General features: G+C 39.6%; 21 protein-coding genes, 4 tRNA genes and 1 pseudogene. 14 read left to right on the top strand and 12 right to left on the bottom strand.

Annotation, left to right across the window (positions count from 1 at the left end; translation table 11 throughout):
- Positions 1 to 71: 71 nt before the first annotated feature.
- The 4 genes from ACFI4Z_RS01510 to ACFI4Z_RS01495 all read right to left on the bottom strand — a co-directional run bounded on the left by ACFI4Z_RS01510 (position 72) and on the right by ACFI4Z_RS01495 (position 448).
- Positions 72 to 148: transfer RNA gene (locus ACFI4Z_RS01510), tRNA-Asn, on the bottom strand.
- Positions 149 to 172: 24 nt separating this feature from the next.
- Positions 173 to 249: transfer RNA gene (locus ACFI4Z_RS01505), tRNA-Asn, on the bottom strand.
- A 24-nt stretch (positions 250 to 273) separates the two neighbouring features.
- A tRNA-Asn gene (locus tag ACFI4Z_RS01500) sits at positions 274 to 350 on the bottom strand.
- A gap of 21 nt (positions 351 to 371) precedes the next feature.
- Positions 372 to 448, bottom strand: a tRNA-Asn gene (locus ACFI4Z_RS01495).
- 1,094 nt (positions 449 to 1,542) lie between these two features.
- Here ACFI4Z_RS01495 and ACFI4Z_RS01490 point away from each other — a divergent pair.
- From ACFI4Z_RS01490 to ACFI4Z_RS01470, 5 genes are all read left to right on the top strand, one after another.
- Positions 1,543 to 2,922, top strand: a complete 1,380-nt coding sequence (locus ACFI4Z_RS01490) for an MATE family efflux transporter (RefSeq protein ID WP_462669043.1) — start codon at positions 1,543 to 1,545, stop codon at positions 2,920 to 2,922.
- Positions 2,919 to 4,919 (top strand): excinuclease ABC subunit UvrB, encoded by a 2,001-nt coding sequence (uvrB, locus tag ACFI4Z_RS01485; protein WP_462669042.1) that lies wholly within the window; start codon positions 2,919 to 2,921, stop codon positions 4,917 to 4,919. The genes ACFI4Z_RS01490 and uvrB overlap by 4 nt, the downstream gene beginning before the upstream one ends.
- Complete coding sequence (locus ACFI4Z_RS01480; protein ID WP_462669041.1) at positions 4,912 to 5,847, top strand: class I SAM-dependent methyltransferase; 936 nt, start codon at positions 4,912 to 4,914, stop codon at positions 5,845 to 5,847. Before uvrB ends, ACFI4Z_RS01480 begins: the two co-directional genes overlap by 8 nt.
- A gap of 1 nt (position 5,848) precedes the next feature.
- Positions 5,849 to 6,535 (top strand): tRNA (adenine(22)-N(1))-methyltransferase, encoded by a 687-nt coding sequence (locus tag ACFI4Z_RS01475; RefSeq protein WP_462669040.1) that lies wholly within the window; start codon positions 5,849 to 5,851, stop codon positions 6,533 to 6,535.
- Between the two features lie 64 nt (positions 6,536 to 6,599).
- Entirely contained in the window at positions 6,600 to 7,628 is a 1,029-nt protein-coding gene (locus tag ACFI4Z_RS01470) for a hypothetical protein (protein ID WP_462669039.1), read from the top strand.
- A 6-nt stretch (positions 7,629 to 7,634) separates the two neighbouring features.
- On the opposite strand, the gene ACFI4Z_RS01465 is transcribed toward ACFI4Z_RS01470, so the two are convergent.
- Positions 7,635 to 7,877, bottom strand: a complete 243-nt coding sequence (locus ACFI4Z_RS01465; RefSeq protein WP_462669038.1) for a hypothetical protein — start codon at positions 7,875 to 7,877, stop codon at positions 7,635 to 7,637.
- A gap of 171 nt (positions 7,878 to 8,048) precedes the next feature.
- On the opposite strand from ACFI4Z_RS01465, the gene ACFI4Z_RS01460 reads away from it, so the two are divergent.
- A complete protein-coding gene (locus ACFI4Z_RS01460) occupies positions 8,049 to 8,498 on the top strand; it encodes a methyltransferase family protein (protein ID WP_462669037.1) in 450 nt (149 codons plus the stop codon).
- 40 nt (positions 8,499 to 8,538) lie between these two features.
- Here the strand turns inward: ACFI4Z_RS01460 and queC are convergent, their stop codons facing one another.
- Positions 8,539 to 9,225, bottom strand: coding sequence for a 7-cyano-7-deazaguanine synthase QueC (gene queC / locus ACFI4Z_RS01455; RefSeq protein WP_394191677.1), 687 nt, complete (start codon positions 9,223 to 9,225; stop codon positions 8,539 to 8,541).
- A 130-nt stretch (positions 9,226 to 9,355) separates the two neighbouring features.
- Between queC and queE the strand changes: the two genes are divergently transcribed.
- Positions 9,356 to 10,021, top strand: coding sequence for a 7-carboxy-7-deazaguanine synthase QueE (gene queE / locus ACFI4Z_RS01450; RefSeq protein ID WP_462669036.1), 666 nt, complete (start codon positions 9,356 to 9,358; stop codon positions 10,019 to 10,021).
- Positions 10,022 to 10,409: 388 nt separating this feature from the next.
- On the top strand, positions 10,410 to 12,659 hold the full coding sequence (locus tag ACFI4Z_RS01445) for a sensor domain-containing phosphodiesterase (protein ID WP_462669035.1): 2,250 nt from the start codon (positions 10,410 to 10,412) through the stop codon (positions 12,657 to 12,659).
- A 105-nt stretch (positions 12,660 to 12,764) separates the two neighbouring features.
- Here ACFI4Z_RS01445 and ACFI4Z_RS01440 read toward each other — a convergent pair whose 3' ends face one another.
- Both ACFI4Z_RS01440 and ACFI4Z_RS01435 read right to left on the bottom strand, forming a co-directional pair.
- Complete coding sequence (locus ACFI4Z_RS01440) at positions 12,765 to 14,732, bottom strand: TonB-dependent receptor plug domain-containing protein (RefSeq protein ID WP_462669034.1); 1,968 nt, start codon at positions 14,730 to 14,732, stop codon at positions 12,765 to 12,767.
- Between the two features lie 71 nt (positions 14,733 to 14,803).
- A complete protein-coding gene (locus ACFI4Z_RS01435; protein ID WP_462669033.1) occupies positions 14,804 to 15,166 on the bottom strand; it encodes a hypothetical protein in 363 nt (120 codons plus the stop codon).
- Positions 15,167 to 15,345: 179 nt separating this feature from the next.
- On the opposite strand from ACFI4Z_RS01435, the gene ACFI4Z_RS01430 reads away from it, so the two are divergent.
- Positions 15,346 to 16,359 (top strand): DUF5924 family protein, encoded by a 1,014-nt coding sequence (locus ACFI4Z_RS01430; RefSeq protein WP_462669032.1) that lies wholly within the window; start codon positions 15,346 to 15,348, stop codon positions 16,357 to 16,359.
- 30 nt (positions 16,360 to 16,389) lie between these two features.
- Here the strand turns inward: ACFI4Z_RS01430 and ACFI4Z_RS01425 are convergent, their stop codons facing one another.
- Together ACFI4Z_RS01425 and ACFI4Z_RS01420 are read right to left on the bottom strand one after the other, a co-directional pair.
- Positions 16,390 to 16,890 carry a M48 metallopeptidase family protein gene (locus tag ACFI4Z_RS01425; RefSeq protein WP_462669031.1) on the bottom strand — a complete coding sequence of 167 codons (501 nt, stop codon included), beginning with the start codon at positions 16,888 to 16,890 and terminating at the stop codon, positions 16,390 to 16,392.
- A 4-nt stretch (positions 16,891 to 16,894) separates the two neighbouring features.
- Complete coding sequence (locus tag ACFI4Z_RS01420) at positions 16,895 to 17,743, bottom strand: DUF72 domain-containing protein (protein WP_462669030.1); 849 nt, start codon at positions 17,741 to 17,743, stop codon at positions 16,895 to 16,897.
- Positions 17,744 to 17,945: 202 nt separating this feature from the next.
- On the opposite strand from ACFI4Z_RS01420, the gene aspS reads away from it, so the two are divergent.
- Positions 17,946 to 19,724, top strand: a complete 1,779-nt coding sequence (aspS, locus tag ACFI4Z_RS01415) for an aspartate--tRNA ligase (protein WP_462669029.1) — start codon at positions 17,946 to 17,948, stop codon at positions 19,722 to 19,724.
- A gap of 79 nt (positions 19,725 to 19,803) precedes the next feature.
- Complete coding sequence (locus ACFI4Z_RS01410) at positions 19,804 to 20,409, top strand: pentapeptide repeat-containing protein (RefSeq protein ID WP_462669028.1); 606 nt, start codon at positions 19,804 to 19,806, stop codon at positions 20,407 to 20,409.
- Between the two features lie 38 nt (positions 20,410 to 20,447).
- On the opposite strand, the gene ACFI4Z_RS01405 is transcribed toward ACFI4Z_RS01410, so the two are convergent.
- A complete protein-coding gene (locus tag ACFI4Z_RS01405; RefSeq protein WP_462669027.1) occupies positions 20,448 to 20,771 on the bottom strand; it encodes a hypothetical protein in 324 nt (107 codons plus the stop codon).
- 158 nt (positions 20,772 to 20,929) lie between these two features.
- Here ACFI4Z_RS01405 and ACFI4Z_RS01400 point away from each other — a divergent pair, with 158 nt between their 5' ends.
- Both ACFI4Z_RS01400 and ACFI4Z_RS01395 read left to right on the top strand, forming a co-directional pair.
- A complete protein-coding gene (locus tag ACFI4Z_RS01400) occupies positions 20,930 to 21,655 on the top strand; it encodes an alpha/beta fold hydrolase (RefSeq protein WP_462669026.1) in 726 nt (241 codons plus the stop codon).
- A 49-nt stretch (positions 21,656 to 21,704) separates the two neighbouring features.
- Positions 21,705 to 23,690: a DUF2207 domain-containing protein gene (locus ACFI4Z_RS01395; RefSeq protein ID WP_462669025.1), complete on the top strand. Its 1,986-nt coding sequence runs from the start codon at positions 21,705 to 21,707 to the stop codon at positions 23,688 to 23,690.
- Between the two features lie 52 nt (positions 23,691 to 23,742).
- Here the strand turns inward: ACFI4Z_RS01395 and ACFI4Z_RS01390 are convergent.
- Positions 23,743 to 24,489: pseudogene (locus ACFI4Z_RS01390) on the bottom strand (alpha/beta hydrolase family protein); the annotation flags it as partial.
- Between the two features lie 238 nt (positions 24,490 to 24,727).
- On the opposite strand from ACFI4Z_RS01390, the gene ACFI4Z_RS01385 reads away from it, so the two are divergent.
- A complete protein-coding gene (locus ACFI4Z_RS01385) occupies positions 24,728 to 25,567 on the top strand; it encodes an isopenicillin N synthase family dioxygenase (protein WP_462669024.1) in 840 nt (279 codons plus the stop codon).
- The last annotated feature ends 25 nt before the right edge of the window (positions 25,568 to 25,592 follow it).

Genomic DNA, 25,592 nt, shown 5'->3' with positions numbered 1-25,592 from the left:
TTTAAAATAATTACATTTGATTGGCTTAGAGTAGAGGAAATACTTAGAAAAGTCTAATTGATTCGTTAAGTTGGCTCCCCCTCCCCGACTCGAACGGGGGACCTGCGGATTAACAGTCCGTCGCTCTAACCAACTGAGCTAAGGGGGAACTACAATAACTTATTATATGACTTGGCTCCCCCTCCCCGACTCGAACGGGGGACCTGCGGATTAACAGTCCGTCGCTCTAACCAACTGAGCTAAGGGGGAACTACATATCATATTACATAAACTTGGCTCCCCCTCCCCGACTCGAACGGGGGACCTGCGGATTAACAGTCCGTCGCTCTAACCAACTGAGCTAAGGGGGAATCGTTTATGGCTGAAAAACTTGGCTCCCCCTCCCCGACTCGAACGGGGGACCTGCGGATTAACAGTCCGTCGCTCTAACCAACTGAGCTAAGGGGGAAGCGTCATGCCTTTCAACGGGGCGAAATATTAATGATGGAGCCGCAAAGTGTCAACATAAAAACTTCATAAATTCAAAAAAGTAGTTTATTCGATGTTTTTATGTTCGATCTGCGCGTTTTCTAACTCTAATCGTGCAATTAATAACATCTCAAAAAAGAAAAATATCAGTAGGAGGGTGATTATGTAGCTAGGTTTAAGCGATGCGACACCAACTGAAAATATGAAAAACCATAATTTGGTATCAATTTTATTCTCTAAAATACAAAAAAACAGTTTTTGTACGCCGTTAGATGAGTAAATACTTTAAAAGGGTATATTTTATTAAGCGCTGAAAAGTGGCTTTTGTAATAAATTGCGCAGTATTTTAATGCTAAGAATTTTGTCAGGGCAAATTTTAGAAAATACTATCAGAGCGAATCTCCATAAATTTTTTACTTTAAATTCAGACTAATAAATAAGACTTTCTTAAGTTGAAGGCTTACTTTCAACTGTAGATATGCTCATACATTGCATGTTTAGATGATTTTTTCATCTGAAATGCCAAAATGAATTAAGTTAGTATTTGCCAACATAAGTGGAATTTAGTTTCTATAGATAAGTTAAACCCCTTGATTGGTGCGGGTTTGCATGAGTTATCCACGGAATCTGTGGATAACTCTGTTTATTAAAGTTTAAGAACATCATCTACGCTATATTTTTCGGGCGCTCTAAGGATATCAAGCATTAAAAACATTTTTTTTATCTATATATAAAACAATGCCTTAAAAAAAATGCTTGAATTAGCGGCCTATGATGAGGAAAATTATTCGTGACGATAAGATATAAGCAAGTTTTGTGTAAAAAATCAGCGCCAGCAGAGAGGGTTTTGTTATAAACGTTACATAAGTGTATTTTTATTGTTTTTAACGGGTGTTTTTGAGCTATTGCAATGAAACAGCTTAAAACGTGTACTTTTCTATCAGGTTTTTGACCACTATGTACAATAAATACTTTATCTATTCACATGTAAATGGATTCATTTGATAAATGCGTGGCTTGCAGCGCGTTGATGCTTTAAAATGACAGCTTAATAAAAGAGGCTTATTTATTCACATGCGCGCAAACTTGCAAACAAACACATCCCCTGATTTATTAAATTCCCCAATAGTTCCAACGCTAAAACGCATGACGATCCCAATGATCTTCGGCATGATCACGTTGATGATGTTCAATATTGTTGATACGTTTTTTATTAGTTTGTTAGGTACCGAGCCTTTAGCTGCGGTTAGTTTTACTTTTCCGGTTACTTTTACTGTGATCAGTTTAGCAATAGGTTTGGGTATAGGCACATCAGCAGTAATAGCAAAAGCGTTAGGCAGTAATAATATTGAAGAAGCACGATTCGACGCCAGTATGGCATTGGTGGTTGGTGTTGTAATGGTGCTTATTTTATCTTTATTTGGCTATTTATTTATTGAGCCAATATTTAAGTTACTAGGGGCAGGGCAAAATACGCTGCCATTAATTGATGATTACATGAGTATTTGGTTTGTGGGAAGCGTGTTTTTAATTACGCCAATGATCGGAAACTCAGTATTGCGTGCAAGTGGCGATACAAAAACCCCAAGCATCGTAATGGGAGGAGCCGGGCTAATCAATGCGGTACTTGATCCCATCTTAATTTTTGGCTTTGGCCCAGTCCCAGCGATGGGCATTAAAGGTGCTGCAATTGCCAGTGTTATCGCTTGGTCTGTAGCTGTGGTGATCATTTTATATATCTTAGCCGTAAAAAAGGGCCTGTTGAGTTTACATGCAAAAAACCAAACAGCTTTGGTATCGGTTAAGAAAATTTTAAAAATCGGGTTTCCCGCAGCCGGCGCTAATATGCTGACACCCATTGCTATGGCTGTGATGACAGCACTCGTTGCAAGTTATGGACCTGAGGCGGTTGCAGCGTTTGGTGTGGGTAGCCGAATTGAATCCATAGCAAGCCTTGTTGTGCTAGCACTGTCGATGACATTACCACCATTTATAAGCCAAAATTTTGGTGCTGGTAAATTAAGTCGAGTGAAAGAGGCTTATTGTTCAACGCTTAAATTTGTAATGATCTGGCAATTTATAATTTACTTATTACTCATTGTATTTTCTGGTGTGATCAGTCAATTGTTTGGTAAAGAGCAAATGGTTATCGATGTAATTACCTTGTTCATTTACACGTTACCGCTTAGTTATGGTTTTCAAGGCGTAATAATTTTATCTAACTCATCTTTCAATGCGTTGCACAAGCCTATCAATGCGCTAGTTCTTAGCGTTATTAGGTTATTTGTGTTTTATGTGCCGTTTGCTTATATCGGAAGTTTAATTGCAGATTTACCCGGTTTATTGATAGGTGCGGCAATAGGTAATGTGTTCACTGGCTTAGTTGCCTATAAATGGTTCATAAAAGAACTCAATGCTATTAATAATTCACCCGTCAAGGAGTGCCAAGTATGAGTGATCATTTCCAACTGGTTTCGCAGTTTACCCCAAGTGGCGATCAACCTACCGCAATAGCCCAGTTATGCGAAGGCTTAGAGTCAGGGTTAGCACATCAAACCTTATTAGGTGCCACGGGAACAGGTAAAACATTTACCATGGCAAATATTATTAATGATTTAAACCGCCCGACAATCATTATGGCGCATAATAAAACTCTTGCAGCTCAGCTTTATGGGGAGATGAAAGAGTTTTTCCCTCATAACGCCGTTGAGTATTTTGTGTCTTATTATGATTATTATCAGCCAGAGGCCTATGTTGTAGCCAGCGACACATTTATCGAAAAAGATGCCTCTATTAACGAACATATTGAACAAATGCGCTTAAGTGCAACTAAAGCTTTGTTAGAGCGTCGTGACACGATAATAGTGGCGTCAGTATCAGCTATATATGGTTTGGGCGACCCTGATTCATACATGAAAATGATGTTGTTATTAAAAGTCGGGGAAACAGTCGATCAACGTGATATGCTTCGCCGCCTTGCTGAATTGCAATACACGCGAAACGATATTGACTTTAGCCGAGGTACGTATCGAGTACGTGGCGAAGTTATTGATATCTTTCCTGCTGAGTCAGAGACTTATGCCGTGCGTGTAGAAATGTTCGATGATGAAATTGAACGTCTGAGTATATTTGATCCCCTAACAGGGGCGGTTGAAAAACACATAGTACGCGCCACCATCTATCCTAAAACGCACTATGTGACACCACGGGAGAAGATCCTCGATGCCATAGAGCATATTAAGGCTGAACTGAAAGAACGTCGTGCTCAGTTATTAAGCGCTAATAAGCTTGTTGAAGAGCAACGTGTAGCTCAACGAACTCAGTATGATATTGAAATGATGACCGAGCTTGGTTATTGTTCGGGCATCGAAAACTACAGCCGTTATTTATCAGGTCGCACACCGGGTGATCCACCACCAACATTATTAGATTATTTGCCTGACGACGCGTTGATGATTATTGATGAGTCACACGTTACAGTATCGCAAATAGGCGCTATGTATAAAGGCGATCGCAGCCGCAAAGAGAATCTTGTTGAATATGGTTTCAGAATGCCATCTGCAATGGACAATAGGCCGTTACGATTTGAAGAGTTTGAAGCCATCGCACCGCAAACTATTTATGTCTCTGCAACACCTGGGGACTTTGAACTTGAACGTTGTGGTGAAGATATTGCAGAGCAAGTTATTCGTCCTACAGGCTTACTTGATCCTGTAATAGAAGTGCGTCCTGTTGGCACCCAGGTTGATGATTTACTGTCTGAAATTTATAAACGCGTTGATATTGACGAACGTGTACTCGTGACCACACTCACAAAACGAATGGCCGAAGATTTAACGGATTATTTGAACGAGCATAATGTTAAAGTTAGGTACTTGCATTCAGATATTGATACAGTTGAACGCGTTGAAATAATAAGAGATTTCCGTGCGGGCGTATTTGATGTGTTAGTGGGGATTAATCTTTTACGAGAAGGCTTAGATATGCCAGAAGTGTCTTTAGTGGCGATACTTGATGCCGATAAAGAAGGCTTTTTACGTTCGGCACGTTCGCTTATTCAAACCATAGGGCGGGCAGCTCGTCATCTAAACGGGCGTGCGATTTTATATGCTGACCGTATGACAAAATCTATGACAAAAGCGATAGATGAAACTCAACGTCGTCGTGATATACAGCATGCATATAATATTAAGCACGGTATTGAGCCAAAAGCGCTATTGAAGAAAATTACCGACATCATGGATGTGGGTGAGCAGGCAGGCCCGCAGGATAATTTAAAACTTATTCGTAAAGAAACTAGTAAAGTGCTCAGTGCTAAAGAGATTGCAGTTCAAATGAAAGAACTTGAAACTAAAATGCATGCCTATGCAAGCGATCTTGAATTTGAAAAAGCCGCCTCAGTGCGCGATGAAATACATGAATTACAACAACAGTTGATTAAAAATGCATAATTTTTCTCCTCTAATCACTGCACTTGATAGTGCACCGATTGCAGCTAATGAGCTGTGCCGTATTTTCCATGGTCGTGGTCACAGTGTTGAACATTTAAGCCATTTAAATTTAGACTTTTATCCACCGAGCTTATTTTTAGTATCTTATGATGAAGTAGATCCTGAAACTCTTGAACAGCTGACCGAGCAGGTTTGGAACTGGGTAAAAACAAATGCACCTGAACATATTACGGCACTGGTTTACCAGCAACGTGCAGGGCTAAAAACTCAAAATACATTGTTATACGGTGAGTTACCTGAATCTCACATAGTTAAAGAAGGCGCTGCCAAGTTTAATGTTGATTTAATGAGTCGCCAAAACACCGGTATCTTCCCTGATATGCGAAATGGCCGGGAGTTTGTGAGTAATAACAGTAAAGGCGCCAAGGTCCTTAACTTATTCTCTTATACATGCGGGTTTTCAGTCAGTGCCATGCAAGGTGGTGCTGACTGCGTAATCAACATGGATATGAATAAAGGCGTATTACGCACAGGGAAACAGAACCATCAATTAAATGGGTTTGATCGCGGTGTAAGTTTTTTACCTCATGATATTTTAAAATCATTCGGTAAACTTAAAAAAGCAGCACCTTTTGATTTAATCATTGTTGATCCACCGAGCTTTCAAAAAGGCAGTTTTATACTGACCAAGGATTATCAAAAAGTATTACGTCGCTTACCAGAACTATTAACCTGCGATACTCAGTTATTATTATGCGCAAACAGCCCTGAATTGTCAGAACATGCGTTTAAAGCATTAATCGAAGAACATACGCAAGGTGCTATCACTTTTGTTGAGCGTTTAGCACCTACTTCAGGATTTGTTGAAGTAGATAGTGATCGTAGCTTAAAAGCACTTATTTATAAAACCACTATAACATCTGCATAATATGAAACTCAGCCATCGTTTGAGTGCGATTAATTCATTGGTAGATCAATCCTATGATGTAATTTGGGATTGCTGCTGCGATCATGGTTTATTGGGAATGACACTCCTTAAACGAGAGGTTGCAAATAAAGTAGTTTTTGTAGATATCGTACCTGAGCTGATGGATGCATTAAGTAATACACTCGCGCGCTTTGCAGATTCAAACGCTAACAGTCAGTGGCAGGTTCAATGTAAAGATGTATCAAGTATTGAACTTATCCCTGATGCGAAACAATTGATTATTATCGCAGGTGTAGGGGGGGAGCTACTATTAAGGCTAATGCAAAAAATCATTGAAAATCATGATCAGCAAACGCTTAATCAGCTCAGCTTTATAATATGCCCTGTGCACCATACTTACGCGTTAAGGAAAGGGCTTGCACAATTGGGCCTGGGGTTAAAATCAGAGCAGATAATCATCGAAAATAAACGGTTTTATGAGCTTTTACATGTAAGCTTTAAATCAAACATACCCATTGAGCCTACCGGCTGTTCTATGTGGGACTTTACTGATAAACACCATCAGCAGTATGTTAAAACCTTAATAGCGCATTACACTCGGATGACAAAAAAAGAACCCACATATTATGAGCAGGTCATTGCTGATTATAAGCAATTAAATTTAGTTAAAACTAACAGGGCAGTGTGATCTACTTACTCCATTAAATTCGTACCACTTTTACGCCACTTGTATGAATTAATGTAATTTAAGTATGAATAGTAAAATAAAAGACTTAAAGCCTTCCACTGCGAATAATGCGAAGTGGCCACACAGCTTTGAACAACCAATTTCTTATGCGCCTTTGGTACAACTTTCTAACGGTAACTGGGTAGTCCCGCAACATTTTTTACGTTACAAGCATACTCTGCAATCTGTTAATGACGTACTCAGTCAAATTAGCTTTTCGACTCACTTTCGCGTTATTGCGGCTGAAAAAGACCAGCAAGTTTATTTGCAAGTTGCTATTTTGAATCCCGATAATTACCAATCTAGTGAGCTTAATCAAAATGCGAAAAAATTACTATTTGGCCGGCGTTGGTACGTAGAGGAAAACTTACCTACATCAGAGCTTATTCAAACCGCTTTTTTAGCGCTAAAAGTAGCACGCGAACATGAAGTAAGAGAGCTTATTAAGTTTAAACACCAAAACGGATCAAGTACGCCATTTAATAATCACCATGATTTACCTCTAATGGCACAAAATGCTGAGCTTGTGATGTCAGATGGTAAAGATATAAGTGATGTAAACGAGGTTATAGATAATTGTATTTTTGCAGGAGCGCCAATCAAACTGATTAACGTTAATAAAATTGATAATTCAACGGTTTTATATCAAGTACAGTTAACCTGCCATGATTGCCAGCTTTACGAATTCAATAATGCTCGAGTTTCATTTTTGGTAAATAACACAAGTACCAATCAATTTTTACATGGTTTGATTGATGCATTAATTAAAATCAGTAATGAATTTGTCAGTGAAAACTTTAAATACAATGACCTTGCTCGTTTTAGTAAGCACATATCCGTTGAGAAGATTGGGGAGTTAAGTATCAAACTTCGTTCTCATAATGCATTAAATTTATGCTCATTGGGTAAGCAGCATGCTAATCAGCTCAATTTTGAAATTGATAGTGGGCGTGCGCCGCAAGGGTGTAACAGTGAAATATCCGGTTTTCTAGCCGCTCATGGTGTTGAGCGGCCGCAGAATGCTCACCTGTATACTAACCAATTTATAGATTAATAGGTTTTATAGTTTATTAATTTCTTGGTTAACATTAAAGCTTGAATCAGTAACAATAGCTTCGAGTGTTTGTACGCGGTCTTTTAAAGCGCGCACCTCGGCATTCACTGCATCTAATTGTTTGTTTGCATCATGGTTGTTATTTTGCATTTTGTGCTTAAATTCGAGGTGCTTTTTATACATATCGTAAATGACCCCTGAACCCACAGAGATAAATACAATTAACACGATCATAGTAGTGCCTGACATAGTTTTTATTTCCCTAATACGTCTTATTTAGTATAAAGTATAACCTGCTTTGTTTAGGTATAAAGCTGACAATTGTAACTTTATTTGTATTTTATGCTTATCCTTAAGTGGCCGCAGAGAATGTCATATTAATCAAGGGTATAAAGTGAAGCAATGTTAAGAGAGGGACTTATGTTAAATACTAAAATACCACCCGTTATTGTGGTGTTATTTTTTGCGGGACTCATGGCATTAATTGCACATTACAGTGCGATCGATTTTAATTTATTGGTTACCTATATTGCCGCTATTTTAGTTTGTTTAGGCGTTATATTTTGTATTGCAGGTGTGGTGAGTTTTCGACTAGCAAAAACGACGGTTAATCCAACGAATCCGGAGCAAGCTTCAGAGCTCGTTACAGCAGGCGTGTACAAAATTTCTCGTAATCCAATGTATGTTGGTTTCGCTTTTATTTTACTTGGATGGGGTGTTTGGCTTGCCTCTATTTGGGCTATTTTAAGTATTATAGGCTTTGTGGCTTACTTAACATGGTTTCAAATAATGCCCGAAGAGCGGGCATTAACCGAGATTTTTGGCCAATCATATATCGATTATAAAGCGAAAGTTAGGCGTTGGTTATAAATGGAAAAGGCTATCACTGATAGCCTTTGAACTCGATTATCTAAATTGACTCGTACTCAAGCGGGTCTGTAACATCGTTAAGTTTAAATGCTTCAAGGCGCTCTTGGCACGCACCGCATTTACCACAGGCCTTTTCTCGGCCGTTATAACAGGTCCAGGTTTGGCTGTAGTCTAACCCCATCTTTATGCCATCAGTTAAAATGTCAATTTTGGTGTTGTTTAAATACGGGCTAAAAATCTCGACGGCATCATAATTTGCGATGCGGCACAAATCGTCCATTTTTTTCACAAACTCAGGGCGGCAGTCTGGGTAAATTGCATGATCGCCTGAGTGAGCACCATAATAAACTTGGCTTGCTTTAAGTGATACAGCATACCCTACAGCTAATGAGAGCAAAATCATGTTACGGTTAGGCACAATCGTACTTTTCATGCTTTCTTCTTCGTAATGCCCTTCTGGTACGTCAATGTCATCAGTCAACGATGATCCGCCAATAAGTTGGTTGATAGCAGAAATATCAACAATTTTATGTGGAACGTTAAGCTTTTCACATACCTGTGCGGCTACTTTAAGCTCTTTAACATGACGCTGACCATAATCAAATGATAAGGCGTAAACATCGTGGCCTTCTTGCAGGGCTTTATTTAATACGGTAAATGAATCCATACCGCCGGAATAAATCACAACTACTTTTTGCGTCATATCTGTTTTGCTCTTAGTTTTAATAGAGGTTTATATCAGGGCGCGATATACTACACGGCTGGGGCATAAATAACAATTTTTGCCCCAGCTTTTTGATTTTTGATGTGTCGCTCTAATCGGTCTGACGAGTGCTAAGTAGTAAGTGAGATAACGTTTGTACAAAATTAATGAAATATTTGAAACCATCCAAGGTGAAGCAAGCTTTACTGGTACGCCTTCCGTATTTTTACGTTTGCAAGGGTGCCCTGTAGGCTGTGCTTGGTGTGATACAAAACAAACGTGGGAAGTGGACAATGTATATAAAGTCTCGCTTGATGACACAGTGGAAAAAAAAGCTGATTCAGACCATTGGGCTGATGCATCAGCTGAGCAAATTTTAGCGCTTTTTAAATCGCGAGGATATCGTGCAAAACATGTAGTAATTACCGGTGGTGAGCCGTGCATGTATGACTTAAACCCAGTCTGTGAATTACTCCATGCAAATGGGTTCAGTACTCAAATTGAAACTAGTGGTACATTCGAGATTTTAGCTCCAGCACAAACATGGGTTACTGTTTCGCCAAAAATTAATATGCGTGGTGGCTATGAAGTACTAACTTCAGCTATGAAGCGCGCAGATGAAATAAAACACCCCATAGCTATGCAAAAACACGTAGAAGAGCTTGAAGCGTTGTTCACTAAAACGGGCGTTACCCCCAAATTGGTTTACTTGCAACCTATCAGCCAAAAAGTGTCTGCGACTAAATTGGCTATTGAAACGTGTATAGATAAAAATTGGCGTTTATCAGTTCAAGTCCATAAATATTTGGGAATAAGCTAACCTTAAAAATATCTCAAAGGGTGCTTATATATGTCTTATAAGCACTCTTTCATAAGGCTCTATAATATTTGCCGTTAATTTGTATTGAATACCCGCCTAAATTTTTATTACCACATCCCAAAATATAGAAATAATAACTACCTTGCGATATTGTTACGTTTCTAAAAGCAGACTAAGTGATTTGATAACTCATAAAAATTAATGCTACGGCTGATTAGTTATTGGTTATACTTTACTTTACTTTACTTTACTTTACTTTGTCTTTGTTGTTTCACTCTCAGGTAACATTGCAATAAGTATCAATGAAATCTGAGTGCGGTATAGCTACTTAAACGTCACATCTCTTTTTCGTATTTTACGAGAAAGCAAAAGTCAGGATTTTGTGAAAATGCAGGATAAGCAACTTTTAAAGTTATTAAAGCAACAACAAAAAATACTCTCTAAAATAGCGTTGGGTCAGCCTTTAAAGGAAATTAGTGAAGAGATCTGTTTAGCCATTGAGGAAATGCTAGAAGATGAGTCCGCTAAATGCTCAATTCTATCACTTAAAAGGAAACAACTTTTTCATTGTGCCGCCCCGAGCATCGATCCAACGTATTGCGACATAATTAATGGAATTGAAATAGGCCCTAATGTTGGCTCATGTGGAACGGCTGCATTTTCAGAAACAAGAATTATAGTTGACGATATTTGTTCATCGCCTTTATGGGCTGACTTTAAAGAAACTGCATTGAATGCTGGTTTAGCCTCATGTTGGTCAACACCAATCATTTCTACCAAAGCCGAAGTGTTAGGTACTTTTGCTGTGTATCATACCACTGCTAGAAGCCCAACAAAGCAAGACTTGGAGCTGATTGATCATTTTGTAAACTTTACCAGTATTGCGCTTGAAAATGACGCCAATGCAGCTAAGTTGAATGATGTTATTAGCCAACTTAAGCACAGTAATGACAAATTTGAAGCGTTCACCCAAGTAATGCCTGATTTAGTACTAATTTTAGGAGAACAAGGAGAGTATGTTGATGTGTATGGCTCTGCTGATGATTGTTTACATACGTCTGTATTGCAAAGTAAGGGGAAAAATGTCAATGATGTTTTAGCTCCTAAAGATGCGCTACCAATTATGGCGGTATTAGAGAAAACACTCGCGACAAATAAAGTTCAAGTGTTCGAATATGAGCTAGAAGGACCAAAAGGAAAGGTGGTCTTTGAAGGGCGAGCGGTACCTGTGGAGCATTATCAATCGAAGAGTAGTCAGTCTAGGCATGTTTTATGGGTTGCAAGAGATATCACACAAAGAAAAGAAGCAGAAAAAGCCGTAGAAAAGCTTGCCTATTATGACCCTTTAACAAAACTCCCAAATAGAAGAATGTTAAATGAGCGCCTAAACATAGCGGTTGAAAAAATAAAGCGCTCAGGCGAAACAGGAGCTTTACTATTTCTAGATATAGACGACTTTAAACGCCTTAATGATTCATTAGGACATTCCTCAGGAGATGAACTACTCGTTGAAGTTGCCCAAAGATTAGGTGCGGTTATAAGGAAGTCTGACACGTTAGCGCGGTTGGGAGGCGACGAGTTTGTTGTTTTATTAGAATATCTTGGTGACGATAATGGACAAGCCAATGTAGAGTCAGCCGTTGTGGCGCAAAAGATCCACGAAGTTTTTGAGCAAGAGTTTAAAGTTGGCGCCTTAAAATTTCAGGTTAGTTGTAGTATTGGCATTTGTTTAATTGAAGGCACAGATATAACTGCGAGCAATATTTTAAAGTTTGCTGACACCGCTATGTATCGCTCAAAGGCGAAAGGCGGGAATAGCTATAGTTTTTATGATCCACAACTGCAGACATTATTAGATAGAAAGATAAAGCTCGAAACTGAGATTTTAAAATCGATTGAGAATGATGAGTTTTGTGCTTACTTTCAGCCACAAATTAACAATGAAGGCAAGGTTGTTGGAGCCGAGGCGCTGATTCGATGGATCCACCCCGTTAATGGAATTATTGCGCCAAGTGAATTTATACCTGTTGCTGAGCAGTTTGGTTTAATACAACGTTTGCAAAATATAGTCCTTAGGGATATATGTAAACTACTTAACCGCTTAAACCCATTTGTTATAGATGATGACTTTAAGGTGTCGATTAATATAAGTGCCTCGCAATTCAAGTCTTCATTATTGAAGTCAGAGTTACTTCAAGTGATTAATAATCATAAACTTTCCCCATCAAAAATAACCCTAGAAATTACTGAAAGTATGCTAACTCATGATGTTGAACATACAATACAGCAAATGAAAGAACTCCAGTCAGAGGGGTTTACTTTCTCAATAGATGATTTTGGCACAGGATATTCTTGTTTGGCTTATTTGCACGCTTACCCGGTAAAACAGTTAAAAATAGATAAAAGCTTTATTGATAGAATATCCGATGAAGAGTCAGGATTTAGCATTGTAAAAACAATTATAGATTTAGCAAATAATTTAGGTATTGGCGTGGTTGCAGAAGGCGTTGAAACCAAAGAGCAGCTTACTATCCTAAAAGGCTGTAATATTGACTCCACACAAGGTTTTTACTACGCCAAACCCATGCCAATGAGCGACTATATAAATAGCCATAGTAAGAACTTTAAGCGTGACTGAGCATAAAGTTAACTATGGTTTTAAAATATTCACTTGCTAGGTTTTAGATACTAAAGCATTGTTGTGTATGCTGGTTAGAGCTTAACCAGCATACGAGTTTATGACTTAATCATTAAACTTGATGCGAATGCCAGCATTGACAGTAAAACCATCGTTTCGAGCCCAAATATCTGTCGTCCAACGGCCACTCGGCGCTTGTTGTGGCAACACTAACGAATCTTCTTTCGTTTGTCTTACATTGAGCAGGTTCTCTGCATTAACAAAATAGTTAATTCGCCCAACGGTAATTTGCCCAAGCAAACCTAAGTGCCAGTAAGCATCACTTTTATCTCTGTACGGGTTATTCTCAAGCTGTTGTGTGCCGGTGTAGTAGGCTTCAAAACCCACTAAGTGACTACCATGTTCTTCCCACATGATGACTGCACCCGCTGAGTGTTCTGGGGTGAGAGTAAGCGGTACGCGACCTATTCCTGAGCTGCTTTGTTTACTTGCATCTGTATATAAATAACTCCCCGTTAGCTTGATATTATTCCAGCGGTAACGTAATAGAAATTCGGCACCGCGTATTTCACTTTGGCCAGGTGCGTTGACAATGCGAACATTTTTATCTGATGGTGTGAGCTGTTGATTAATGACCTCCAGCTCTGTCACGTTTTCAACATCGGAGGAGAAAAAGGTAACACTTGTTTCGACGCTATCAAATGTATAGCTGATATCGACAGAGGCGGTGTTTGCATGCTCTTCTTCAATATTTTCGAGCGGTTCTAAATGGGATAAACCAGCATCTTCAATGTCTTCAATAAATGGAGTCGGGGCGAAAAATCCTTTACCGTAAGAGCCTCGTACAGTCCAATTTTCTGGGTTGTATAACATTGAAATACGTGGGCTAAATTGCGTACCGTATTCATTGTGCCAATCGGCACGTGCACTTAATGACAGCGACACATTTTCGCTTGCTTCATAATCAAGTTGTGAAAAAACACCCGGCACTTCGTAGCTGTAGTCAAACGCGGAAAAGTCTTCAGAATGGTATTTTTCAGATTGGTAAGCGGCACCGACTAGCCATGCTATGTTGTCGGTATAACCAGAAATACTTGACTCAAATAAATAACTTTCATGATTGTCATCTTCGTTTACTGTGCCATATACGTGATCATGATCTTGCTGCATTGCAGAACCACGGACATTTAAGGCCAGTACTTCATTTAATGGTTTATCAAATATAAACCCAGTATCGAGCCTTAAGCTGTCTTGTGTTTGTGCAAATGGGTTGCCATCTGGCATGGTTGCGTTTTCAGCGGTGCCGCCATCTCGTTGCTCGGTCATTGCACCTACAGTGACGTATAAATTGGCGCCATTATCACCTTCCCAATAGATACGGGGGCGTACACTTGCTCTGTTATAGCTTGCCATATCAAGCCAGCCATCATCATCTAAGTCTTGCTCCTGTTGATGATGAAGTCCTGCGGTAACAGAGGCGCTGATTGAGTCAGTTAACGGGGCCGAAAAGTAAGAGGTAACATCTTGGCCATTTTTTGAGGTCGCATTAAGGAGAACTTCGCCTTCAAATTCATCGCTCGGCGTACGTGAAATCAAATTGATCACACCACCTAACGCAGAGCCTCCATATAATGAAGAAGCAGAGCCTTTTATGATCTCAACATTGGCAAGATCAGTCGGCGGGATTTGTAATAAGCCTATTGATTGACCGCCATATAACGGCAGTCCGTCGCTAAGTAGCTGGGTATAGCGACCATATAGGCTTTGCAAACGGATATTTGCACTGCCTAAAGCGGGTGAAGTGTTTTGCACGCGTACACCGCCAGTTTCTGCCACTAGCATTGAAATGTTGCCAGGACGCATTAACGCTTTTTCATGAATTTCTTCAGCATTGATAATTTCAGTACGAGTTGCTGACTCGGTAACAATGCGACCAAGACGAGAGGCGGTGACTTGTATTTTCTCTATCGGTTTTTTTTCATGTTCGTCATGGTCATGATGCTGTTCGTGGGCGAACGAATAAGCAGGGAGTAACGCAGCAACAACAGCTAGTTTAGATGTCTTTGTAAACATATTTGTCTCATAATTGTATTAAAGTAGAGCGAATTAGCCCTTAACGTGGCTAAAAAACATGGGAACTGTATTTATGAGATAGCGATAGGAGGGCGGTAAATATAAGTGGCAACGGAGATTATTTTTGCAATATTTTGTTTTATAGCGTGATGATTTTGCATATCAATTAGAGTTGTGGTGATTTCTGACGGCAGGTAAAAGGCTGATACACAAGTATTTGCAGGGCAAAAACAGGTGCTATCACAACACTCTATTTCGCAACAGTCATCGTCACTCTTTGTGGTGTTTTCAATCCCCAGAGGACTGTCAATATTTAACGTTTGATTGTAAAGGTGAGTACTGTTCGAAGGAGATATACTATACGCCATACTTTGTTCAGCAAAGGTGAGCAAAATAAACAAAACAGCCAACATGTTTGAAAATGGCTTAGGCATAGTAATCTCAAAAGCAAAAAGTGTGAACATTATATTGAATTTACAATGTGATGTGAATACTTGTGACTCATAACTAAATAATTTTAGAGCAAAAGTGTAAATCCGTTGTTCATGTATTTAAGGTATATTGTTTAGGTGACTAACTACGATGTTAAGTTGTAAAAGGATCTTATTTTTGCATGGGCTATTTTAAAAATCTAATAACAAAATTTATTTTAATGATGCAGCAGCATCCAGGCTTGCTGGCCGTATTTGCTTTTTGCAGTGGTGTGGCAAGTTATGTGTTAGTTGAGCGAAAGGAGTCGTTTTCGCAAATTATAGCTATACTTTTACTCATCAGTTGGGTGTGGTTGATAGTGGATAATTGGCTGCGCGATAAAGTTGAGCAGCGCTTCGGTGTTGCTGTTTCACCTAATTTTATGCGCTTTGCATTACAAATGGTACAACAAGAAAGCTTGTTTTTTGCATTGCCATTTTTTCTCGCGGTGACTTCGTGGAATCATCCACAGGCTGTTTTTACATCATTGATTATACTTTGCGCATTTATATCGGTTGTCGATCCGCTGTATTATAATAAATTGGCTAAGCACAGTATATTATTTACAGTGTTTCACAACTTCGCACTGTTCGTTGTTATTCTCGTTACTTTGCCTATTTTACTTAATCTCACCACCAGTGAAAGCTTAACAATAGCATTGATCACCTCAGTTATTTGTACACTGCCAAGCTTGGGTAATTTAATGCCAAATGCGCGCTGGTGGCGTTTTCCTTTACTCGTTTTATTATTGAGTGCGCTTAGCGCGGGTTTATGGCAACTTCGCAGCTGGGTACCGCCGGCAGCGCTGCGCTTAACCGATATCACACTATCCCATGAAGTCGATATTGAACAACGCAAGCCCATTGGTAATGTTAAGCAGTTAGATGTAAAAACATTACAGAGCGAAGGTTTGTATAGTTGGACAGCGGTAAAGGCACCAAGAGGGTTAAACGAAAAGATTTTCCATGTTTGGATCCTTAATAACCAAGTCGTGGAACGAATTGCATTAGATATTACAGGTGGGCGTGAGCAAGGTTATAGAGCGTGGACCCATAAAATGAACTTTCCCGCAGACCCGGTTGGGAAATGGCAAGTACACGTTGTTACTGAATCAGGACAATTGATAGGACTAGCTAAATTTAATGTTAGTCTATAATCAGTTGCCCTTATTATGAAGAGGTGCCCATTAGGTTATATATGGGTTGTTATTTTGTTCGACCAAGACACAAAATATTCGTAAATCTAACTCCAGCTGGTGGTACTCTGGCTCCATGTGACAACACAGGGCGTAAAAGCTTTTGTTGTGATCTTTTTCTTTAAAATGGGCGAGTTCATGTACCACTAATGCTTTTAATAATGGCTCTGGTGCGCGTAGTAAATCGTTGTTTATTGCTAAATCATGTTTGCGAGTTTTACCTTGCATACGGTAAGTATGTGTACCCAGTGCATTAGTCACCATATCACCTTGCTTTTTAAATGCGGCGCGGCCAAATGGTGGTGCATTTTTTAAGTAGCGCTTTTTAAGCTCAGTGGCGTAAGCATATAACGACTTATCACTGGTGATGTTATGGGCATTGGGGTATTTTTTAGTTAAGTATGCGCCGTGTTTGTTGTTATTAATGAGCTGCATCACTTGTGTGACAATTTGTTCAGGGTAGCCTGTAAAATAACGAGAGTAGTCTTTCATAAATTTAAAATAAGCTCGATTGAGTAGCTTCTTTTTCACCTACAAAAGGTGATAAAACGCGGTGGTTATAATTTAAGTCTTGGCAAAATTGACGCGCTAACAATGGAGCTTGGCGATTATCGGCGGTATGAAAAAACACATAAGGGGTTTTACCTTCATCGAGCCATTGTTGTACTTTTTTCAGCCAGGGCTGGTAATAATTTTTATAGTTATGCTCTAAACTGGCAATCACAAACCTTGCCATTGGCTGTTCACCGGTTGCGATAGCATGGACAGGTAGATGAGGCTTTTTTTGTTGGGCATCTATCGAGGCTTCGGTATTAGCTTTTACTGCAAATAGGGCACGTGTATCCATGGCAATCCGGTTAATGTTGTTGGCCATTAATAACTGGTTAAACGCAACTTCTGCATCGCCTTTTTTAAAAAATTCAGGGTGGCGTACTTCAACCCCGTAATTTATATCGTGTGGCAGCTTACTAATAAACTGAGCGAGAAGGGGCAATTGTGCTGGGCTAAAGCTATTTGGTAGTTGCAACATGATTTGGCCGATATAGGGTAATAGCGGTTCGAACAAATTAAACCAAGCTGTAAGCTCGTCATCAATATTGGTCAATTGCAATTCGTGACTAAAGCGACGATTAAATTTAAAGGTAAATTTAAAATCGTTATTAACGGCATCACGCCAGCGCTTGAGTGACTCAATACTAGGGTCGGCATAAAAGCTGGTATTACCTTCAACAGAATTAAACACCTGCGCGTATTCATGCAGCATGTCAGCATTTTTACAATGGCTGGATAATAAATTGCCTTTCCACGCAGCGTTTGACCACTGCGGACACCCTAAATACAACATAAAATGGTTAACTGATTGCGTGTTTTGGCTAGTATATCAAATCTATAAATTGAAAGCACAGAGCCCGCTGCCGCGCTCGCATTTTTAAGTAACTTGGGTATAATGCACCCCCTAAAATGATTAATAAATAGTGGCTTTAACTCCCCAAAAACAGCAAATTCTTAGGGAAAGCGGCTATGAGTCTTTAACTGACAGGAATACTATGCGCTCTATATACTGCGGACAGCTAAATAAAACTCACGTAGATCAAGAAGTTGAACTATGTGGTTGGATAAATAAACGACGTGACCTGGGTGGTCTTATTTTTGTTGATTTACGCGACAGAGAAGGCTTAGTGCAAGTTGTATTCGATCCTGAAGTTGAAGGCTTAATGGATACAGCCAATAAACTTCGTCAAGAATTTTGTGTGCAGCTTAAAGGTGTTGTACGTGCACGCCCAGAGAGCCAAGTAAACAAAGATATGGCAACAGGTGAAGTTGAAATTCTAGGCACTAGCTTAACTATTATCAATCGCTCAGAGCCGTTACCGCTTGATTTTAACCAAGTGAACTCAGAAGAGCGCCGCTTAAAGTACCGTTATTTAGATTTACGTCGTTTAGAGATGAGCGACCGTATTAAATTACGTGCTAAAGCAAGCAGCTTTGTGCGTCGCTTTTTAGATGAAAATGCATTTCTAGATATTGAAACGCCTGTATTAACGAAAGCAACACCTGAAGGTGCGCGTGACTATTTAGTACCGAGTCGTGTTCACAAAGGCAGCTTTTACGCATTACCGCAATCACCACAGTTGTTTAAGCAATTATTGATGATGTCTGGTTTTGATCGTTACTACCAAATCGTTAAATGTTTCCGTGATGAAGATTTACGTGCTGACCGTCAACCTGAATTTACTCAAATAGATTTAGAAACGTCGTTCATGAGCTCTGATCAAGTACGCGGTATGACTGAAAAGATGATCCGTGAAATGTGGCAGTCATTGCTTAATGTTGATTTAGGCGAGTTCCCAATCATGCCTTATTCAGAGGCGATGAGCTTGTACGGCTCTGATAAGCCTGACCTACGTAACCCAATGAAGTTGATTGACGTTGCTGATTTGGTAAAAGACGTTGAGTTTAAAGTATTCTCAGGCCCTGCAAATGATGAAAAAGGCCGTGTTGCAGTATTAACAGTACCAGGTGGCGCGAAGCTTTCACGTAAGCAGTTAGATGACTACACCAAGTTTATTGGTATTTACGGTGCGAAAGGCCTAGCTTGGATGAAAGTTAACGACCGTGATGCAGGCGCTGAAGGTGTGCAATCGCCAATCGCTAAGTTCTTAAACGAAGAAGTGATTAACGAACTCCTTGCTCGTACTGATGCACAAACAGGCGACATCATTTTATTCGGTGCAGATAAGCGCAACACAGTAAATGAAGCCATGGGTGCATTACGCTTGAAGATTGGTGTTGATTTAGAAATCACCAACCTTGATAGCTGGGCACCACTTTGGGTTGTTGACTTCCCAATGTTTGAAGAAGATGACGAAGGCACTCTTCATGCTGTACACCACCCATTTACAGCGCCAAAAGACATCAGTGCTGAAGAACTTGAAGCAAATCCAGCAGCGGCTATCTCAGATGCCTACGATATGGTATTAAACGGCTACGAAGTAGGCGGCGGCTCTGTTCGTATTCACAATGCAGATATGCAAGAAGCGGCATTTAGAATCCTAGGTATTGAAGCACAAGAGCAACAAGATAAATTTGGCTTCTTACTTGACGCGCTTAAATACGGCACGCCACCGCATGCAGGTCTTGCGTTTGGTTTAGACCGTTTAGTAATGCTACTGTGTGGTACTGATAACATTCGTGACGTTATTGCTTTCCCTAAGACAACACAAGCTTCATGTTTACTAACTGATGCACCAAGCAAAGCTAATGCAGATTCATTGACTGAGCTTGCTATCAACGTTGTTGAAAAAGCTGAAAAACCAGCTGAATAAGTGACGAAAAAACTAGTTTAATGTTAAAAACCCTAAGCTTACTCTTAGGGTTTTTTTATTGCTGTTTTATGAGGGAGTTATGGCAGAAGGTATGTTATTTACACAAAACGATTACTATGAGCACGAATTCTTAAAGGTTAAAGCAACAGCACAGCGCTTTAGTGACATTGAATTTGAGCAATGCCAGTTTATTGAGTGTGACTTTAGCCGCAGTCAATTTAGTAGCTGTCGTTTTATCGATTGTGAGTTTATCAATTGCAACTTGAGTGATTTAAGTTGGAATTACAGCTCTTTAGAAGAGGTGGATTTTAAAGGCTGTAAGCTCAATAGCATTGTATGGGGGCAAGTAAACTGGCCGCAATTGGCATTGACTGCACCGGTTAGTTTTAAAGACTGCGAGCTTAGCCATAGCTCATTTTTTGAGTCGCAATTAAAAGCATTAACAATGACGGACTGCTTTGCAAAGGATGTCGATTTTAGGCATGCCAATTTAGCGAAAAGCCAGTTTATAGGCACAGATTTTAGAGACAGTGTGTTTCATCAAACCAATTTAAGTAACGCAAATTTTGTCGGTGCTACACAATTTAATATTGATATAAAAAATAACGATCTTAGTGGTGCTAAGTTTGAGCGACTTGAGGCGTTAAATTTATTAGCTGGGCTTGATATCGAGCTAGTGGATTAGCCGTTATTACACGGCTAATTTCATAATAAAGCGTTGTTCTAACAGCTTGGGCCGTTTTTATTGCGAGCGCTGGCAAGAGTGCGAGCAATCTCAAGTAGCGCAGGGTTAATATCATCAGCGCCATCTTTAATTAACTTAGTCACATCGCCAGATGAGTATAAGCTATCACGGGGTGATTTAATGCCAAGCTCTCTGACGAAGTCTTTGGTTTTACCTGTACTACCGGTTTCAATAAACTTAAAAATAATACGTTCGTTATTATTTTTCGGCTCGGCTTGTAGTACTGCGATTTCTTCTTGGTAAGCTTCGATGCGACTTTGTAAAATGTCGATACGTTGTTCGATGCTGCTGTATGATTTCATAGGGCACTTTTAAATAAACATAAATATTAGCGCTATTATCGCATATATTTGCAATAAATAATCGTTTAGCTGCGAGTAACTTGTCTGAGCATATACATAACACAGTAAAAACCTTAAACTTATTGTAATTAAAATAAAAACTATAAGATTCACAACAGATGAACGCTTTAAAGTCTCTCATTATATTAAGCAGCTTTTCTTTCTGCGCGGTTAGTTTTGCCAAAAATGAAGTGATTGTTGATAAAGCCCGCGATCGTGCGATTCCCGTTACTATCTCAGAGCCGAGTAATTCATCCACCTGCAGCGAACATAATAAATGCCCGGTAGCATTTATTAATGCAGGGTATGGTATTGCGCACACTGATTACAAATTTGCGGCTGATATTTTCACGGCCAAAGGGTATTTAACAATCGCCGTTGCCCACGAATTACAGGGCGACCCAGCACTTAACAGGAAGCCACCTTATTTAGCTACTCGTCTAGAGAATTGGTATCGAGGCGTGGTGACCTTAAAGTTTTTAGTCAATGAATTAAGCTCTCGTTATCCATCTTATGATTTTAGCCATTTAACTTTATTTGGTCATTCCAATGGCGGGGATATCTCGGCGCTTTACGCGGCACTTTACCCTAATGAAGTGGAGCGTATTATTACACTTGATCACCGCCGTATGTTATTACCTCGTAATAAAAATATCAGTGTACTTACATTGCGTGGCAGTGATTATCCAGCTGATGAAAATGTGTTACTGAATGACACAGAGCTAAATGAGTTTCCTGTTAGGCAAATCCTGATAGAAAAATCACGTCATAACGATATGTACGATGGTGGCCCTGCTGATTTAATAAAAGAAATGAAAAAAAATATAAAAGAGTTTTTGCCGTAGCAAGCACTCAATGTATATATACGTGTTATTTAAAAGGGACTAATTAATAATGAAATTTATTTTGCAGGGATGTATCGTTTTTTTACTCATCGCTATATTATTGCCCTATGTAGAGGCAAGGGAGCCTGATTCAACAGCGGGATTACACGTTACAATTGATGTGAAACCTAATGGTAATCTTATCATCACTGAGCAGTTCGAAATAACGGCTGGTGGTTATATATTCAAACATGGTATTTTTAGACGGATCCCCCTATTACTTGAGGGCCGTTATGGCGGCGAATACTTAGCGGGCTTCAAGATGCTAAGTGCTCAGTTAAATAATACACCAACACCTTATGAAGCAACCATTTCAAATGGGAGGGCACTCATAAAAGTAGGCGATGCTGAAAAAGAGTTAGAGCATGGGCCTGCTACATTTGTTATTTCTTATCAATTATCAGATGAAATTCGATTTTTTCAAAATTATGATGAGTTATATTTTAATGCCATACCTCATCAATGGGCAACTTCGATAGAAGAGTCAACAGTTGTAGTTAACTTGCCAGAGCAAGCCAATGTACTGAAGTACAAAGCTTATACCGGTCATTATTCGGAAAAAGAAGAAAATTACATTGTTGATAACCAAAAAAAGCATCAATTTAGATTCACGGCTACACAAGAGTTAGGTTTAGGTGAGGGGATGACAATTGTTCTCGCACTCTCTAAAGGTGTAATCGAGCAACCTTCGGTATTTTACTTTATATTTTTACTGGACTTTTTAGAGTGGATTTTATTAATCACGTCTGTGGCTACAGTGGCTGGTTTTGTTTATTGGTCTTGGTGTAAGGTTGGCATTTATCCAGATGAAAATATTGATACTCCGGATAATATGGATGTTCCCAATGTGATTAGTCCTGCAATAATTAATTACATATTAAATCACGCAGTACTTACCAGCAGTACAATGAGAGACTTAACTTCTGCCAGCACCAACTTGGCAATTAAAGGCTACTTAGACTTAAAATATGAACACCTTCCCTCTGAGAATAGTGTTAAAGAGGGCTTGTTTTACACCCATACATTAACACTCTCACTTAAAGCGAACCACCCAAAAACGCCTTTACCACCAAGTGAACAATGTATTCTTGATTGGGTTATTAAGCAGGGGGGGAGCTACCAAGTTAGCCGCAAAAATAGAAAGCAAAATCGAGAGCTCTTTAAACTGTTTTCTCGCGCTATTAGCAAAGAACTAAAGGCGGCAAGTATTTTCACGTGGAATTATAAATACACACTTTTTACTGTTGCCCTGTCATTTTTATTTGTAGGCTTACAGTTGCTACTAGGCGTTTCCGATTGGACAGATATTCTATACGGGCCGGTTATTATTGTTATGACTTTACCCGTGGGTATTATCTGGCTGGCCATATACGAAACTATTTTTGAGGACTCTGATGAAAATGTTGAACCTCAGTGGGAAAAAAAGGGCTTACTTATATGCTTTACATGGCTCCCTTGGATATGGCTGCTTTGTAGTTTTTTACCCTTGTTGTCGATTTCAGTGGCGTTCTTACTGTTAAGTTGTATAACAGCATGGTCTCTAAATCGCGGGCCTACTCAATACGGTAAGCCATTACTGTTCAGTTCAATGCAAATCAAAAAGTATATATCGGCTAAAAAACTGCCTGAAGACGATCATTTACTTACTGATACTGAGTACGAGAAGTTTTTACCCTATGCAATTTCGCTTGATTTACATGACCAATGGTCTGATCGGTTTGATGATGCTTTGAGGTTTAAAAGAGGGCAGTTTAGAAAACAAAAAAGGCGTAAAAAGAAGAAGATTGCTGAATCTCTCAATCCTTATAGATATAAACCGATGTGGTTTTCAGGTGATTTCTCTGACCAAACAGAATTTCTTAATTGTATAGATGGAATGAGCTATTCAGCCCTGGGAAACTCAAGTGTTTCATCCTCTATGTCGAGCTCAGGTTTTTCTGGTGGAGGTGGTTTTTCAGGTGGCGGCGGCGGAGGCGGTGGTGGAGGCGGCTGGTAACGTTATTGCTTAGGTACTTTAAAATACCTAAGCCAGTATTTTAATTTATTTATTCCACGTATCTATTGGCCCATGTAGCAATTATGCTCGCCGCATAATCAGCATCTTGTTTTGTTGTTAGCAAGTGATCGGCTTTATCCAAACTAATAAAGCTTTTAGGGTGTTTTGCTGCTGCGTAAATTTTTTCAGCCTCATTGATACTAACCGTTGCATCAATGGGAGAGTGCATAACCAGTAAAGCGCGTTTTAGTTTACTTATATGGCTGCGATCGTATTTAGCTATATCGTCAACAAACTGCTTTTTAATGGTGAATTCACGCCCAGCTAAACTTACCTTTGCTTCGCCTGCGCTGTTTATTTCATCAAGGTGGGCACTAAAATTATGTGCTACATGTTGTGCATCTGATGGAGCAGCAATGGTAGTTATCGCTTGAACTTCTTTAATATGCTCAGCAGCTGCAAGGACCGCTGCACCACCTAAGCTATGTCCGATTAATAATTGCGGGGCCTTGAAATACTCTCTTAAATGATCAGCGGCGGCTATTAAGTCCTGAATATTGGATGAAAAATTACTATTGGCAAAGTCGCCATCGCTGTTACCTAAACCAGTAAAATCAAACCGTAAAACGGCAATACCTTGTTGTGTTAAGGCACGGCTAATACGAGTGGCTGCTGCAATGTCTTTACCACACGTAAAGCAGTGGGCAAATAAGGCGTAAAATTTGATATCGCCAGCGGGAGACTCTAATTGGCCAGCAAGTTGTAACTTGCCACTTTTAAAGATTATTTTTTGTCGCATTGAATGCACCTTCACTTTGTATATAAAGAGTAGACCAATATAATAACGGTATGATTTCAATTTAATTGTGGTAATTTATAGCGCTTGATCTACATCAACTATGAGTTGAACTAGGGTAGGGGGCGGACATAAGTCCTTATGTTTTTAGGGTTAGTTTATTATCCTCGCGAAGCGCTACAATGGAGCAACTGCTATGATTAGCAAAGGCTTTTGACAACTTAATTCATTGGATACGAACATGCAACTACCTACCGTCGATTATCAAGCGAGCGATGCAGCCGCTCAATTTGTTGAATCTCTTAGAAACACTGGTTTTGGTGTACTGAAAAACCACCCAATCCCGCAATCTTTAGTTGAATCAATTTATGAGAACTGGCAGGCGTTTTTTAATTCTGAGCAAAAGCATGACTTCTTATTTTCAAAAGAAACCCAAGATGGGTATTTCCCACCGTCAGTATCTGAGGTTGCTAAAGGTTTTACAGTAAAAGATATTAAAGAATATTTTCATGTTTATCCAAAAGGCCGTGTGCCTGAACAGCTTGAAGCTGACGTACGTGAATACTACCGTCTAGCCAATGAGTTTGCGGCAACCTTGTTAAGCTGGGTGCAAGCTGAAGCACCGGCTGATGTTCGTGCTAAATTTTCAATTGACTTAAAAGATATGATTGCTGATTCAGAGCAAACATTATTGCGTATATTGCATTATCCACCGATGACAGGTGATGAAGAGCCAGGTGCCATTCGCGCCGCAGCACACGGCGACATCAATCTATTAACTGTTTTACCTGCCTCTAATGAGCCAGGCTTACAGGTGCAAAAAACTGACGGTGGTTGGTTAGACGTGCCGTGTGATTTTGGCAGTTTGATCATTAACATTGGTGACATGCTACAAGAAGCGTCAGGTGGGTATTTTCCATCAACAATTCACCGTGTAATTAATCCAACAGGTAAGGCGTCGACTAAGTCACGTATTTCACTGCCGTTATTCTTGCACCCACGTCCAGATGTTGTGTTGTCTGAGCGTTATACAGCTGATAGCTACTTACAAGAGCGTTTACGTGAATTAGGCGTAAAGTAATTGTAGTAATATCCCAGTGTCGTTT

Source organism: Pseudoalteromonas sp. RWi3 (genome assembly GCF_054960735.1).
The sequence above is the reverse complement of the archived record's forward strand: the minus strand, read 5'-3'. Positions and strand labels throughout refer to the sequence as shown.

Coding starts and splice junctions, on each gene's coding strand:
- ACFI4Z_RS01480 (WP_462669041.1), top strand. CDS start 4,912: ATGCATAATTTTTCTCCTCTAATCACTGCACTTGATAGTGCACCGATT.
- ACFI4Z_RS01440 (WP_462669034.1), bottom strand. CDS start 14,732: ATGTTTACAAAGACATCTAAACTAGCTGTTGTTGCTGCGTTACTCCCT.
- ACFI4Z_RS01465 (WP_462669038.1), bottom strand. CDS start 7,877: ATGTCAGGCACTACTATGATCGTGTTAATTGTATTTATCTCTGTGGGT.
- ACFI4Z_RS01410 (WP_462669028.1), top strand. CDS start 19,804: ATGGCAGAAGGTATGTTATTTACACAAAACGATTACTATGAGCACGAA.
- ACFI4Z_RS01430 (WP_462669032.1), top strand. CDS start 15,346: ATGGGCTATTTTAAAAATCTAATAACAAAATTTATTTTAATGATGCAG.
- ACFI4Z_RS01395 (WP_462669025.1), top strand. CDS start 21,705: ATGAAATTTATTTTGCAGGGATGTATCGTTTTTTTACTCATCGCTATA.
- ACFI4Z_RS01425 (WP_462669031.1), bottom strand. CDS start 16,890: ATGAAAGACTACTCTCGTTATTTTACAGGCTACCCTGAACAAATTGTC.
- ACFI4Z_RS01385 (WP_462669024.1), top strand. CDS start 24,728: ATGCAACTACCTACCGTCGATTATCAAGCGAGCGATGCAGCCGCTCAA.
- ACFI4Z_RS01420 (WP_462669030.1), bottom strand. CDS start 17,743: ATGTTGTATTTAGGGTGTCCGCAGTGGTCAAACGCTGCGTGGAAAGGC.
- ACFI4Z_RS01445 (WP_462669035.1), top strand. CDS start 10,410: ATGCAGGATAAGCAACTTTTAAAGTTATTAAAGCAACAACAAAAAATA.
- ACFI4Z_RS01460 (WP_462669037.1), top strand. CDS start 8,049: ATGTTAAATACTAAAATACCACCCGTTATTGTGGTGTTATTTTTTGCG.
- ACFI4Z_RS01435 (WP_462669033.1), bottom strand. CDS start 15,166: ATGCCTAAGCCATTTTCAAACATGTTGGCTGTTTTGTTTATTTTGCTC.
- aspS (WP_462669029.1), top strand. CDS start 17,946: ATGCGCTCTATATACTGCGGACAGCTAAATAAAACTCACGTAGATCAA.
- ACFI4Z_RS01470 (WP_462669039.1), top strand. CDS start 6,600: ATGAATAGTAAAATAAAAGACTTAAAGCCTTCCACTGCGAATAATGCG.
- ACFI4Z_RS01405 (WP_462669027.1), bottom strand. CDS start 20,771: ATGAAATCATACAGCAGCATCGAACAACGTATCGACATTTTACAAAGT.
- ACFI4Z_RS01400 (WP_462669026.1), top strand. CDS start 20,930: ATGAACGCTTTAAAGTCTCTCATTATATTAAGCAGCTTTTCTTTCTGC.
- ACFI4Z_RS01490 (WP_462669043.1), top strand. CDS start 1,543: ATGCGCGCAAACTTGCAAACAAACACATCCCCTGATTTATTAAATTCC.
- ACFI4Z_RS01475 (WP_462669040.1), top strand. CDS start 5,849: ATGAAACTCAGCCATCGTTTGAGTGCGATTAATTCATTGGTAGATCAA.
- uvrB (WP_462669042.1), top strand. CDS start 2,919: ATGAGTGATCATTTCCAACTGGTTTCGCAGTTTACCCCAAGTGGCGAT.